Annotated in this window: 10 protein-coding genes; 7 read left to right on the top strand and 3 right to left on the bottom strand. The window is 67.8% G+C overall.

Translation table 11 applies throughout. From position 1 onward, the window contains the following. Window position 1 precedes the first annotated feature (1 nt). Genes NJD74_RS02665 through dapE form a run of 4 tightly spaced genes read left to right on the top strand, consistent with a single transcriptional unit; the run spans window position 2 to window position 5216 of the window. Complete coding sequence (locus NJD74_RS02665) at window positions 2-2641, top strand: [protein-PII] uridylyltransferase (RefSeq protein WP_102789184.1); 2640 nt, start codon at window positions 2-4, stop codon at window positions 2639-2641. Continuing rightward, on the top strand, window positions 2641-3717 hold the full coding sequence (gene dapD, locus NJD74_RS02660) for a 2,3,4,5-tetrahydropyridine-2,6-dicarboxylate N-succinyltransferase (protein ID WP_070473271.1): 1077 nt from the start codon (window positions 2641-2643) through the stop codon (window positions 3715-3717). Before NJD74_RS02665 ends, dapD begins: the two co-directional genes overlap by 1 nt. Window positions 3718-3729: 12 nt before the next feature. Further along, window positions 3730-4092, top strand: a complete 363-nt coding sequence (locus tag NJD74_RS02655; RefSeq protein WP_070473269.1) for an arsenate reductase — start codon at window positions 3730-3732, stop codon at window positions 4090-4092. Next, window positions 4089-5216 (top strand): succinyl-diaminopimelate desuccinylase, encoded by a 1128-nt coding sequence (dapE, locus tag NJD74_RS02650; protein WP_070473267.1) that lies wholly within the window; start codon window positions 4089-4091, stop codon window positions 5214-5216. The genes NJD74_RS02655 and dapE overlap by 4 nt, the downstream gene beginning before the upstream one ends. 128 nt (window positions 5217-5344) lie before the next feature. Here dapE and NJD74_RS02645 read toward each other — a convergent pair whose 3' ends face one another. Both NJD74_RS02645 and NJD74_RS02640 read right to left on the bottom strand, forming a co-directional pair. Further along, on the bottom strand, window positions 5345-6028 hold the full coding sequence (locus tag NJD74_RS02645; protein ID WP_070473265.1) for a pentapeptide repeat-containing protein: 684 nt from the start codon (window positions 6026-6028) through the stop codon (window positions 5345-5347). A gap of 192 nt (window positions 6029-6220) precedes the next feature. Continuing rightward, window positions 6221-7099, bottom strand: coding sequence for a tetratricopeptide repeat protein (locus NJD74_RS02640; RefSeq protein WP_102789186.1), 879 nt, complete (start codon window positions 7097-7099; stop codon window positions 6221-6223). Between the two features lie 368 nt (window positions 7100-7467). On the opposite strand from NJD74_RS02640, the gene asnB reads away from it, so the two are divergent. Beyond that, entirely contained in the window at window positions 7468-9159 is a 1692-nt protein-coding gene (gene asnB, locus NJD74_RS02635) for an asparagine synthase B (RefSeq protein WP_019184380.1), read from the top strand. Between the two features lie 88 nt (window positions 9160-9247). Next, window positions 9248-10627, top strand: coding sequence for a cation:proton antiporter (locus NJD74_RS02630; protein ID WP_102789187.1), 1380 nt, complete (start codon window positions 9248-9250; stop codon window positions 10625-10627). A 30-nt stretch (window positions 10628-10657) separates the two neighbouring features. Here NJD74_RS02630 and NJD74_RS02625 read toward each other — a convergent pair whose 3' ends face one another. Further along, complete coding sequence (locus NJD74_RS02625; protein WP_102789188.1) at window positions 10658-13006, bottom strand: penicillin acylase family protein; 2349 nt, start codon at window positions 13004-13006, stop codon at window positions 10658-10660. 153 nt (window positions 13007-13159) lie between these two features. Here NJD74_RS02625 and bfr point away from each other — a divergent pair, with 153 nt between their 5' ends. Further along, window positions 13160-13648, top strand: coding sequence for a bacterioferritin (bfr, locus tag NJD74_RS02620; RefSeq protein ID WP_019184377.1), 489 nt, complete (start codon window positions 13160-13162; stop codon window positions 13646-13648). The last annotated feature ends 327 nt before the right edge of the window (window positions 13649-13975 follow it).

Genomic DNA, 13975 nt, shown 5'->3' with positions numbered 1-13975 from the left:
CATGCTGCCGGCGAGCCCGATGCTGGACGCGCCGGCCGAATCCGTCGCCGACCCGGACTGGGCGGCGCTGGCGCGCCAGTCGCTGCAACAGACCGACGCACGGCTGTACCGCCGTTTCGACCAGGGCGACAACATCGAGCGCCTGCTCGCGTTGCGCGCCCGCGCGGCCGACCACCTGATCTGGTTGGCGTGGCACCGCTGCCTGCCGGCCGGGTCTGGACTGGCCTTGTTTGCCGTCGGTGGGTATGGGCGCGGTGAGTTGTTCCCGCGCTCGGATATCGACGTACTGGTGCTGGGTACGCCGGAACAGCAGCGGCGGCACGAATCCGGGCTGGCGCGCTTTTTCGCGCTGCTGTGGGATTGCGGCCTGCCCGTGAGTCACGCGGTGCGTTCGCCGGCCGAGTGCACCCAGGCCAGCGCCGACCAGACCGTGCTGACCGCACTGATCGAATCGCGCCCGGTGGTTGCCGACGACATCGCGCGCGCGGCCTTGAAGGCCGCGGTGAACGTGGACGGCCTGTGGCCGCCGCGCGAGTTTTTCCTCGCCAAGCGTGAAGAGCTGCTGGCCCGCCATCAGCGCTTTGGTGATACCGCCGACAACCTGGAACCGGACATCAAGGACGGCCCCGGCGGCCTGCGCGATCTCAATACCCTGGGCTGGATGGCGTTGCGTGCCTTCGGCGTGCGCGACCTGGAAGCACTGGTCGGCCTGGGCCACCTCGGCCCGGATGAAGCGGCCGCGCTCAAGCGCGAACGCTGCGCCCTGGCCCGGCTGCGCTTCGGCCTGCATCTGGTCGCCAACCGGCCCGAAGAGCGCCTGCGTTTCGATTACCAGAAGACACTTGCCGCCCGCCTGGGTTTCGAAGACGACATCGAAAGCCTGGCCGTGGAAAAAATGATGCAGGGCTTCTACCGCAGCGCCACCGTGGTGCGGCGGATCAGCGACCGCCTGCTGCAGCGCTTCGAGGAGCAGTTCGATGGCGAGGCGGTGCCCGAGCCGGTCAGCGTGGGGTTCTCGCTGCGCCGTGGTTACCTGGCGGCCAACGATCCGGCCTGGCCCGAGGGCGACATCGAACAGGTGTTCGCGCTGTTCTCCAGCTGGGCCTATAACCCGGATGTGCGCGGCCTGCACTCGCTGACTGCCCGCGCGCTGGCCGAGGCGCTGCCGGACCTGGCCGCGTATACCGACGCCAGTCCCGCCGCACGCGAGCAGTTCCTGGCCCTGCTGCGCAGCCCGCGCGCGGTCGACACGCTGGCGCGGATGGCGCGCCTGGGCGTGCTCGGTCAGTGGATCCCCGCATTCGCGCAGGTCTCCGGGCGCATGCAGTTCGATCTGTTCCACGTCTACACCGTGGACCAGCACACCCTGATGGTGCTGCGGAACATCGGCCTGTTCGCCAGCAGCCGCGCCGACGAGCGTTTCTCGATCGCGCATGAGGTCTGGCCGCGCCTGCGCAAACCGGAACTGCTGCTGCTGGCCGGCCTGTTCCATGACATCGCCAAGGGCCGCGGCGGCGATCATTCCGAACTCGGTGCGGTGGACGCGCGTGAATTCTGCCAGGCGCTGGCGCTGAGCAGTTCCGACACCGAACTGGTGGCGTGGCTGGTCGAACAGCACCTGCGCATGTCGGTCACCGCGCAGAAGCAGGACATCTCCGATCCGGACGTGATCCATCGCTTCGCCACCCTGGTGGCCAGCCGCGACCGGCTCGACTACCTGTATCTGCTGACCTGCGCCGACATTGCCGGGACCAGCCCCAAACTGTGGAATGCCTGGAAAGACCGCTTGCTGGCCGACCTGTATTTCGCGGCGCGGCGCGCGCTGCGCGACGGGCTGGAGAACCAGATGCCGGCCGCCGAGCGTGTTGCCGAAGCGCGCGAATCGGTGCGCCAGCTGGTGCGCGAGCGCGGCTACGACGACGCGACGATCGAGCGTCAGTTCACCGTGATGCCCGATGAGAGCTTCATCCGGCTGCGGCCCGAGCAGCTTGCCTGGCAGGCCGCCGCGCTGGTACCGGTCAAGCAGGGCCAGACCCTGGTCAAGGTGCGCCGGATCACCCCGGACGACCACGCGCTGGAGGTGTTCGTGCACTCGCCGGACCGCGATGGCCTGTTCGCCGCGATCGTGATGACGCTGGACCGCAAGGGCTACGGCATCCACCGCGCGCGTGTGCTGGACGGCCCGGTGGATACCATCTTCGATACGTTTGAAGTGACCCCGGCCGACAGCTTCGCCGATGGCGATGCGCTGCGCCTGGAGGCCGGCCTGCGTGAAGCGCTGTCCGGCGACCTGACCCGGCTGCGTCCGTCGCGGCGGGTCATTCCGCGCCAGCTGCGGCACTTCCGTTTCGCCCCGCGCATCGAGTTCCGCGATGTCACCGATGGCGAGACCACCAGCACCCGTTTCAGCCTGGTCGCGCCCGACCGCCCCGGCCTGCTGGCCGACGTGGCGTTCGTGCTGCGCAACCAGCGGCTGCGCGTGCATGATGCGCGCATCGCCACCTTCGGCGAACGCGCCGAAGACATGTTCGTGATCAGCGATGAGCATGATCACGCCCTCACCGAATCCGCCAGACAGCAGCTGCAAGACGCCATGCTCGCCTGCCTGGACCCTGATCGAAAAGCCGGAGACCCCCACTGATGGCCACCAAGCCTGCCAAGAAGACTGCCGCGAAGACCGCGGCGGCCAAGACCCCTGCTGCCGCGCCTGCGGTGAAGAAGACCGCTGCCGCAAAGAAGGCGGCGCCCGCGGTGAAGAAAGCGCCGGTCAAAAAGGCGCCGGCCCGCAAGGTCGCTGCTACCCCGGCCGAGAGCGCCGCCAAGCGCAGTGCCAGCCGTGATGCCACCATCGCGCGCAAGTCGCTGCGCAAGCCGGCCACGCCGGGTGTGGAAGAACTCAAGTTCGGCATCGAAAGCGCCTTCGAGCGCCGCGCGACGCTGACCCTGCACGAGATCGAAGGCTCCACCAAGCCGCTGGTCGGCCGCGTCATTGATGGCCTGGAAACCGGCGAATTCCGCGTCGCCGAGCCCGATGGCCACGGTGGCTGGAAGGTCAACGAATGGCTGAAGAAGGCGGTGCTGCTGTACTTCCGCGTCAACGACATGGCCGTGGTCGACGCGCGTCCGGCGCCGTTCTGGGACAAGGTCGAATCGCGCTTTGCCGGCTTCGATGAAGCCAAGTTCCGCCGCGCCGGCGTGCGCGTGGTGCCCGGCGCGATCGCGCGCCGCGGCAGCTACTTCGGCAAGGACGTGGTGCTGATGCCGAGCTTCACCAACATCGGCGCCTACGTGGGCGAGGGCACCATGGTCGACACCTGGGCCACGGTGGGTTCGTGCGCGCAGATCGGCAAGCACTGCCATCTGTCCGGCGGCGCCGGCATCGGCGGCGTGCTCGAGCCGCTGCAGGCCAGCCCGACCATCATCGAAGACCATTGCTTCATCGGTGCGCGTTCGGAAGTGGTGGAAGGCTTCGTGGTCGGCCACCACAGCGTGATCGGCATGGGCGTGTTCCTCGGCCAGAGCACCCGCGTCTACAACCGCGCCACCGGCGAAATCAGCTACGGCTCGGTGCCGCCGTACAGCGTGGTGGTGTCCGGCCAGCTGCCGTCCAAGGACGGCTCGCACTCGCTGTACTGCGCGGTGATCGTCAAGCAGGTCGATGCCAAGACCCGCAGCAAGACCAGCGTGAACGACCTGCTGCGCGGCCTGGCCGACTGAGCCGGGCACGCCATGACCACCACCGTGTATGGATTGAAGAACTGCGACACCTGCAAGAAGGCCACCAAGTGGCTGGACCGTTTCCAGGTGCCGTATACCTTCGTCGACTACCGTGAGCACAAGCCAACGCCGGAAACCCTGATCGACTGGGCGGCCCAGGCCGGTGGCTTTCCCGCGTTGATCAACAGGTCCTCCACCACGTGGCGGCAGCTGCCGGAGAACCGCAAGGCGGCCGATTCGGAGGCCGAATGGAAGCTGCTGCTGCGCGAGTACCCGCAGCTGATCAAGCGCCCGGTGGTGGTGAGCGCCGATGGCGTGATGACCCAGGGCTTCTCGGACAACGGCTTCAAGCAGCGGTTCGGAGTGGGCGCGTGAACGACGTCGTTGCCTTGACCTGCGACCTGATCGCGCGCGCCTCGGTCACGCCCGAGGACGCCGGTTGCCAGGCGCTGCTGGCCGGCCGTCTTGAACGCGCCGGCTTTCACTGCGAACAGCTGCGCCTGGGCGAGGTCGACAACCTGTGGGCCACACACGGGCAGGGCGCACCGGTGCTGGTGCTGCTCGGGCATACCGACGTGGTGCCGACCGGCCCGGTCTCGGCCTGGACCAGCGATCCGTTCGATCCCCAGATCCGTGACGGCGTGCTGTACGGACGTGGCGCGGCCGACATGAAAGGCAGCGTGGCCGCCTTCGTGGTCGCCGCCGAGCAGTTCGTGGCCGCGCATCCCGATCATGCCGGCACGCTGGCGGTGCTGCTGACCAGCGACGAGGAAGGCGATGCCATCGACGGTGTGCGTCGCGTGGCCGATATCTTCCGCGAGCGCGGTCAGGAAATCGACTGGTGCATCACCGGTGAGCCGTCCTCCACCGCGGTGCTGGGTGATCTGCTGCGCGTGGGCCGCCGCGGCAGCCTCTCGGCGACGCTGACGGTGAACGGCGTGCAGGGCCATGTGGCGTATCCGGACAAGGCGCGCAATCCGATCCATCTGGCCGCTGCGGCCCTGGCCGAACTCACCGCACGGCACTGGGATGATGGCTTCGAGAGCTTCCCGCCGACCAGCCTGCAGGTCTCCAACATCCATGCCGGCACCGGGGCCAACAATGTGATTCCGGGTGAGCTGCAGGTGCTGTTCAACCTGCGCTACAACCCGCACTGGAACGCGCCCGCGCTGGAGCAGGAGATCGCTGCGCTGCTGGAGCGTCATGCACTCCAGTACACGCTCAAGTGGCATCGCAGCGGCGAGCCGTTCTATACCCCGGAAGGCACGCTGCGCAGGGTCGCCCGCGAGGTACTGGGTGAGTTTGCGGGTGCACCGCCGGAAGAGAGCACCGGTGGCGGCACCTCCGATGCGCGCTTCATCGCGCCGCTGGGCGCGCAGTGCATCGAAGTAGGGCCGGTCAATGCGAGCATCCATCAGGTCGACGAGAACATCCGCGTGGCGGACCTGGAAGCGCTGCCGGCGTTGTACCAGCGCTTGATCGAGCGCCTGTTGGCCTGAGTCCAGCGATGGAACCGACGGCCGCGGTAGTGCCGGCCGCTGGCCGGCTGCTCCGTCGGTCTGACAGTCATGAGAGCCGGCCAGCGGCCGGCACTACCGGGTGTAACCGACCGTTGGTCGGTTCGCCCTTACGCCACGATCAACCCGAACGACGCCAACGCGGCCGCCGCCTGGCGCTGTGAAATCACCGCCTTCTTGAACAGCTTGGCATCCATCACGTTGAGCCCGCTGATGTCGGTGCCGCGCAGGTCGGCGCCTTCAAAGCGCGTCAACCGCGTCTGTGCATTGCGCAGGCTGCCGCCGTTGAACACCGCATCGCGGAAATCGCAGCCGGACAGCTCGGCCTCGGAAAAATCCATGCCCTCCAACTGCGCCTTGCGGAACGACATCCCACGCAGGTCCGCGCTGACCAGCAGGCAATCGCGGAATTCCAGCGCCCAGCCGGTCACTTCCTGCAGATGCGCGCCGGTCAGCTTGCAGTCCTGGAACTGCACCGAGGACAGCGTCGCGCGCCGCCAGTGACTGTTGTTCAGATCGCAGTGCGCGAAACGCGCATCGCTGAGCAGCGCCGAGCTGAAATCGCATTGGCTGCCGCGGCACTTCGTCCACTGGGTTTCTTCCAGCGAGGCGGCCAGCCAGTTCGCACCGGTGACCGAGCACTGGTTGAACTGGAACCCATCCATGTCCAGCCGCGAGAAGTCGCCGTGATCGAACGTGCAGTTCTCGAAGGCGGCCGCGCGCGGATGCGCGGCAATGATGGCCTGCATGCGCTCGCGGGTGAGCGTGTCGTCGCGGAAAATGGCGGTGGTCATGCGGCCATTCTCGGTGATGGGCGGCGCAGGCGGCAGTCTTGAAGGCAGCGGCGGAGTGTGTACAGCGTCACCGGCGCGCATACGTGGTCCCCTCCGACGTAGAGCCGACCGTTGGTCGGCTGCCGTTGGTGCAGACACATGGGGCGACACGTGCAGCCGACCAACGGTCGGCTCTACCGGGTGGTTATCCCGTCAGTCGAAGGTCCAGAACGGCGCTTTGATCCGCTCGCGCCAATACGTCTCCCCGGCCAGGTAGAACTTCTGCGCAGACGCCTTCGCGAACCAACCTGCGGCCGCGTCCAGATCACGTGTCACGCCGGCGCGGCCGCGGCCCAGCAGCAGGCCGCTGAAATACTGCCCGTACACATTGCCCTGGTCGGCCGCCAGCCGATACCAGTGCAGCGCCTCGATACCATCGCGCGGCAGGCCCATCCCGAGTTCGTACATCGCGCCCAGATCCACCTGGGCGTCGGCATCACCGCGCTGCGCACGCCGCTGGGTGTCGACGACCAGCGGATGCAGGGTGCCCTCCGACTGCGCGGCGATCGCCTGCGGCAGCCGCGAGGATTCGGACGGCATGTGGTGGTAGATGGTCGCGCGCAGGTCCCAACGCAGCGCGCTGGCCGCGTCACCGCGTTCGCGATGGAACTTGGCCAGCATCAGCATCGCCATCGGGTTGCCGTGCTCGGCGGCAGCGCGATACCAACGCTCGGCCTTGCGCGGTGAGGCGCGCAGGGCAGTGCCCTGGCGGATGTTCGGGCCGGTGCCATGCAGCAGCTCACCGTGGGTCCAGATCCTGCCCAGGGCCTCTTCGGCCTGCGGGTTGTGGAAGGTCCACGGGGTGAGGGCTGCCGCACGCTCGTACCAGCCCACGGCACGCGGGTCGTTGAAGGTTTCAAAGGTCCTGGCTGCCTCCCAGGCACTGTCGAAGCTGCCATCGGCCGCCTTGGCCTCGACCGACTGCACGATGCTCGCAGGCGTCCGTGCAGGAGTGCTGCTGCAGGCAATCAGGGAAAGGGCCAGGGCGATGCCGCCCAGGCGCGTAGCGATGCGTCCAATGCGAGGGGTCATGCCAGCCGGATGGTGCAGAGGGACCGTGATTATCGCGCGGCCCCGAAGCGCCGGGTTGTCCGCGGCGGCCTGTTTGGTTGCCATCGCAACAGTTGCGCCGCTGTCAAAACCCGGTTACGGTCGGTCCATGTCCTCGTTCCCGGCCACCGCTGTCAGCAATACCAACCGCAATAATCTGCGCGCGAATAATCGTGCGCGGCCGATGCGGGACTGCGACCAGGGCTAGTACAAGCAACACGCCCGGACCCCAGAAAACCCGCATCGACCGATGCGGGTTTTTTTGTGGCCCGGGTTTACCCCTTCCGGGCCTGGGTGGCCGGTCGAATGCCTGCAATACGTGTATTCCCCCATCATCAGGAGCTGTTCCCATGTGTTCGATCTTCGGTATTTTCGGCCTGCAGGCCGGCGACGACCTCACCGCATTGCGCCGCCACGCGCTGGACCTCTCGCAGCGGCAGCGCCATCGCGGCCCGGACTGGAGCGGGGTGTACGTCGATGACGGCGCCATCCTGGTCCACGAGCGCCTGGCCATCGTGGACCCGGCCGGCGGTTCGCAGCCGCTGCTCTCCGAAGACGGCGGCCTGGCGCTGGCGGTCAACGGCGAGATCTACAACCACCGCGAACTGAAGGCCGAGCTGGCCCAGCCCTACGCCTTCCAGACCGGCTCGGACTGCGAGGTGATCAACGCTCTGTACCGCGAAGACAGCCCGGCCTCGTTCCTGAACCGCCTCAACGGCATCTTCGCCTTCGCCTTGTGGGACCGTGCCGCGCAGCGCGTGCTGATCGCCCGTGATCCGATCGGCGTGGTGCCGCTGTACTGGGGCCACGACAAGGATGGCCGGCTGGTGGTGGCCTCCGAACTGAAGTCGCTGGTGGACATCTGCGCCGACGCGGCGCAGTTCCCGCCGGGCCACTGGTACGACAGCGCCACCGACACCCTGACCCGCTACTACGAGCGCCCGTGGCGCGACTACGACGCGGTCGAAGGCGTCGAGGCCGACCGGGTCGAGCTGCGTGAGGCCTTCGAGCGCGCGGTACACCGCCAGCTGATGACCGATGTGCCCTATGGCGTGCTGCTCTCCGGCGGCCTGGATTCGTCGCTGGTGGCCGCGGTGGCCGCACGCTATGCCCGCCACCGCGTTGAGGATGGCGACCAGAGCGAAGCGTGGTGGCCGCGCCTGCATTCCTTCGCGATCGGCCTGAAGGGCTCGCCCGACCTGGCCGCCGCGGCGATCGCGGCCGAAGCACTGGGCACCGTGCATCACGGCTTCGAGTACACCTTCGAAGAAGGCCTGGACGCACTACCGGAAGTGATCCGCCACGTGGAAACCTATGACGTCACCACGATCCGCGCCTCCACCCCGATGTTCCTGCTGGCGCGGCGGATCAAGGCCATGGGGGTGAAGATGGTGCTGTCCGGCGAAGGCAGCGATGAGATCTTCGGTGGCTACCTGTACTTCCACAAAGCCCCCAACGCACGTGAGTTCCATGAAGAACTGGTGCGCAAGCTGGATGCGCTCAACAACTACGACTGCCTGCGCGCCAACAAGTCGATGATGGCCTGGGGCGTGGAGCCGCGCGTGCCGTTCCTGGACCGCGAGTTCCTCGATGTGGCGATGCGCATCGATGCCAGGCACAAGATGGTCGGGCAGGGCCCCGCCGGTGCACGTCGGATCGAGAAGGCGGTGCTGCGCGAGGCCTTCGAAGGTTACCTGCCGGACTCGATCCTGTGGCGCCAGAAGGAGCAGTTCAGCGATGGTGTCGGCTACGGCTGGATCGACGGACTCAAGGCGCATGCCGAAGCCCAGGTCAGTGACCGGGTGATGGCCGCGGCGGACAAGCGCTTCGTGCACAACCCGCCGCAGACCAAGGAAGCCTACTTCTACCGCCACGTGTTCGAGCAGTACTTCCCGACCCAGGCGGCGGCGGAAACAGTGCCGGGTGGCAAGTCGATCGCATGCTCCTCGCCGGCGGCCATTGCCTGGGATGCCAGCTTCGCGGCGATGGCCGATCCCTCCGGACGCGCCATCGCCGGTGTGCACGAGCAGGCGCTGGCCTGATCGAGGTGCCACGCCGCCGCGTCGATCGCGGTGGTGTGGCACCGCGTGCAGCCCGTAGAATCGCCCCTTCAATCGATGGGGATCGATCATGGACTCTGACACCACCGGCATGCGCCGCGGCGGGCTGGCCTGGCGTTATCTGGGCTGGGTGGCGCTGCCCCTGTTGATCGGCCTGGGCCTGGCACGGTTTGCCGGTCCGGCGGTCTCGGCACAGGTGGCCCGTGCCGAGGCGTCGCTGGGGGCCGACTGGGCCGCGCACCTGCATGCGCCGCTCGGTCTGTTCCTGCTGCAGTTGCTGGTCCTGCTGCTGGTGGCCAAGGGTGCGGGGTGGCTGTTCCGCCGGCTGGGTCAACCCGGGGTGATCGGGGAAATGGCGGCCGGTCTGATGATGGGGCCGCTGGTGCTTGGGGCCGTGCTGCCCCAGGTGCATGGCGTGCTGTTCTCGGCCGCCTCCCTCGGCTCGCTCGGCCTGCTCAGCCAGCTTGGCGTGCTGATGTTCCTGCTGGTGGCGGGGGCGGAACTGGATCTTGGCGGATTGCGAGGGCGTCGTCGTTTCGCTTTCGTGGTCAGCCACGCCGGCATCGCCGTGCCGTTCGTGCTCGGCGTGCTGTTGGCGATCTGGCTGTATGGCGCACACGCACCGCCCGGCGTGGGTTTCACCGGTTTCGCCCTGTTCGTCGGTATTTCATTGAGCATCACGGCCTTCCCGGTGCTGCTGCGCATCCTTGCCGACCGCGGCTTGACCGGTACACCACTCGGCCAGACCGCGATCGCCTGCGCCGCCCTCGGCGATGCCACCGCGTGGTGCCTGCTGGCGCTGATCGTGGCCGCCGCGCAGTCGCAGGGCTGGGTGCCGGCCACGATCAACCTGGTCTGCGTGGTCGCCTTCGTCGCACTGATGCTGGGGGTGGTGCGGCCGTGGTTCTCGCGCCTGGTGATCGCACCGGGCCAGGAAGGACGCTGGCTGCTGATCATGTTGCTGATGGCGCTGGGCTGCGCGCTGGTCACCGAGATGCTGGGCATCCATGCGCTGTTCGGCGCATTCGCGGCCGGCGTCGCGGTGTCCGGCAACGCGACGCTGCGGCACACCGTGGCCGAGCGCGTGGAGCCGTTCGCCGTCACGCTGCTGCTGCCGTTGTTCTTCGCGATGACCGGCCTGCGCATGCGCGCCGACGCCTTGCAGGCCAGCGACCTGGTGTTGTGCCTGATCGTGATCGTGGTCGCCACGCTGGGCAAGCTGATCGGCACCTGGAGCGCAGCGCGCAGTGCCGGCATGGACAACCATGACGCGTGGAGACTGGGGGCGCTGATGAACACCCGTGGCCTGATGGAGCTGATCGTGCTCAACCTGGGCTACGAACTGGGCTTCCTTGGCGACCGCCTGTTCGCCGTGCTGGTGATCATGGCGCTGGTGACCACCGCCATGACCGGGCCGTTGTTGAACCTGATCGAGCGTTGCCGGCGCTGAGGCGGGCGGCATGCGGTGCCACCTCGCGTGTCACTCCCGCGCCGGCACCAACGTGAGGGTATGCACCGTCGTGCCGGGGAGGAACGGCGTCGGCCTGCCGTTGACCCAGTCCTCGTGTCCCGCGCCCCAGAACGGTGACAGCGGGTGACCGCTCTGCCCACCGGGCATGTGGATCCATCCCTCGGCCTCGTGCCCGGGTGACACCACCATGCGCTGCGAGGCGCCAAACGCGGGGCCCTGCACGCGGGGCATGTCGCGGTCGCCGGGCAGGCGGTCGGCCGGCATGCACAGCCACGACCGGGCAAAGGCGGGCAGGGCGCGACTGACCGGGTGACAGATCGCGGCGGTATTGCGTTCGCCCCAGGTACGCGCGTCGAGCGGGCCTTGACTGCTCAGGTCTGCTTCCAGCGCCCTGGCGGTATCGACCAGCAGTGCATCCCAACTGGAATAGGGGGGCGGCAGCAGATGCGCGGGACGTTCGCTCACCAGCGGCCACAACACGCCCTCGAACTGCCCCAGTCGTGGCTCCAGATAGTCCTCCCCGAGCTGTGCTTTCGCCGGGGCGAGCAGGCCTTCGCCAACGCGGTCGATCAGCATGCCGCGGAAACCGCGGGTGACCCGGTAGCTGACCGAGTCCACCCCCGCACGGCCGTCCCACCGCCGGGTTGCGACCTCAAGCCGCCGCAGGGCAGGGTCGTCGCTGGTGGTGACGACCTCGCGCAGCAGATGCCACCAGCGCGTGAGCAACAGGGCGCGATCGTCGAGCTGGATCGCCAGCAGGTCTGCCTCGGTGAAGCGCTCTTTCGCCAGCAGGCCATCGCGGATCTGCCGCCCGCGTGCGCCCAGGTCGTAGCCACCGTTCCCGGCAATGGCCAGGGCGTCCCCATCGAGCACGCGGCCGTTGGCGGTCCACAGCCGATGCGTGGGGGGATCGACCAATGCGGGCGCGCCATCGCTGCGGATTGGCCACGGCGCACAGCGTGCAGGCGCGGTGGCGGTGTTGCCGTTCGGCGGGCAGTCCGCAGCACGGTCAGGGCGTGTGCCGATCAACCGCCAGGCGATGCGACCGCTGCGGTCGGCGAGCACCAGGTTCTGCGCGGTAATGCCGCTGCGGTCGGCCACCTCGAACGCCTCGTCAAGCGTCGCCGCGCGCGCCATCTCGGCGAAGTCCAGGCGCACCGCACCGGGGAGTTGTGCCGTCCAGCGCAGTGCCTCGCCACTGCCGTCCTGCCGCGTGTGCAGCACCGGACCCCAGGCGGTCTCGCGCACGCGCAACGTCACCGGTGCCTGGCCGGCGACGCGGATACGCTCCTCGTGCGTGGTGATGCCCGCCGCATTGGCGGGTACGCTGCGGAAATCGGCCGTGTCGATGTAACTGTTGGTGAAGCCCCAGGCCACGTGTCCATTACTGCCCACCACGATGGCCGGCAGGCCGGGCAGCGAGAAGCCACTGACATCGACGCGGCCGTCGGGAGCCTGTGCATCGGGATAGCGCAGCCGTACCCGGAACCAGAGATTGGGCGCGCGCAGTCCCAGGTGCATATCGTCGGCGACGATGGCGCGACCGTCCGCGGTCAGTGCACCGGCCACGGCGAAGTTGTTGCTGCCCAGCACGTCGGGATCCAGATGACCTGCCGTGACGGCACCGGTGGTCTGCGCCGGATCGGCCCGCCGGAGATCGAGGACGGCGGCCTCCGGTAACCGGGCGTTGCCGCGCGCTTCGCCAAACAGCGGCGCATCCCATTCGCTGCCATCGTGGCTGAGCAGGGCATACAGCGCCGGTGGCACCACCGCACGGATCCGCGCCATCGCCAGTTCGTTCTGATTGGTGGGATCCTGCAGGTCGGCATACATCGCCAGCCCGGTCAGCACGCTGTCTTCGGCACGCCACGGTGCCGGCGCCTGGCGCAGCAGCAGATACGGCCAAGGACGTACCCGAAGCTCGGCAACGCCCTGGTTGATACCCTCCACATAGGCCTGCAGGGCGCCGGCACTGCTGCCCGTGGCAACCTCCAGGTGGGCCTTGGTGCGCGCCCGCAGCCGGTGCACACGCATGCGCTTGTCCATCTCGATCGCCGCCGGGCCGAACAGCTCGGCCAGCTCGCCAGCGGCGGTACGGCGCATCAGGTCCATCTCGAAATAGCGCTCCTGCGCATGTACCAGACCCAGCGCCCGCATCGCATCGGCCTGGCTTGCCGCGTCGATGGTGACCACGCCCAAGGCATCACGGGTGATGCTCACCGGCGCCTGCAGCCCGGCCATGGCCTGCTCGCCTTCCAGGGTGGGGAGACTGCCGCGCAGCAGCCACCACGCCGTGAACACCGCCGCCAGCGCCAGGATCAGCACGCCCCAGAGCAACCGCTTCAGCCAATGCCGCATCCTGCGCATCCCCGTGTAGGTAGGGCTTGATTGTAGGGGAGGCGTGAACGCCCTGTGCACGGCTACCGAAGCGCAACTGCAACTGATTCCGATTAGACCACCGGATTTTCAGATAGGGCACCATGCGCGCATTGATTCATCAGGAGCACCCCCATGAAAGGCAACCCGGACGTCATCGCCTGCTTGAAGGAACTGCTGCGCGGCGAGTTGGCCGCGCGCGACCAGTACTTCATCCACTCGCGCCGCTACGAAGACCAGGGCCTGTTCGCGCTCTATGAGCGCCTCAACCACGAGATGGAAGAGGAGACCCAGCACGCCGATGCGCTGCTGCGTCGCATCCTCTTCCTCGGCGGCGATCCGGACATGCGCCCGCATGTGTTCGAGCCCGGCGTGACCGTGGAAGAGATGCTGCAGAAGGACCTGGATACCGAATACAGCGTCCGCGACAACCTGGCCGCCGGCATGAAGCTGTGCGAACAGCACCAGGACTACGTCAGCCGCGACATGCTGCTGGTGCAGTTGAAGGACACCGAAGAAGACCATGCCTGGTGGCTGGAGCAGCAGCTGGGCCTGATCAAGCGCATCGGCCTGGCGCTGTACCAGACCAGCAAGATGGATGCGAAGGGCACGGCCGCGCACTGAGCGGGTGTGTCCGGGTATTCCGGGGAGCCGGCCAGCGGCCGGCACTACCGGTGCCACGGCATCGGATTCTGCGCGCCAGCCAGCCTTCGCCAGCACGCCGCATCGAACCCTCGTCCGCCCGCCAGCATCCGCCAGCCAGCCGACGTTGCACCAAGCAGAAAGGCCGGGGAAACCCGGCCTTTTCTGTGGGCAAAAAAAACGGTTCTTCTCCCATCTGAGGGGAGAAGGCGCACGGCCGACCAGCTAGATTTGTAGTTGTCGAGAAAACAAACCGAGGCCGGCCGTGGCCAAGCTGGATTGTATGCCGTTGCTGGGAGGCTGGGCGGG

It is taken from the genome of Stenotrophomonas sp. RG-453, from assembly GCF_033843685.1.
GTDB lineage: Bacteria > Pseudomonadota > Gammaproteobacteria > Xanthomonadales > Xanthomonadaceae > Stenotrophomonas > Stenotrophomonas bentonitica_A.
Note: the sequence above shows the minus strand (reverse complement) of the source record. Positions and strands in the feature narration are given on the sequence as shown.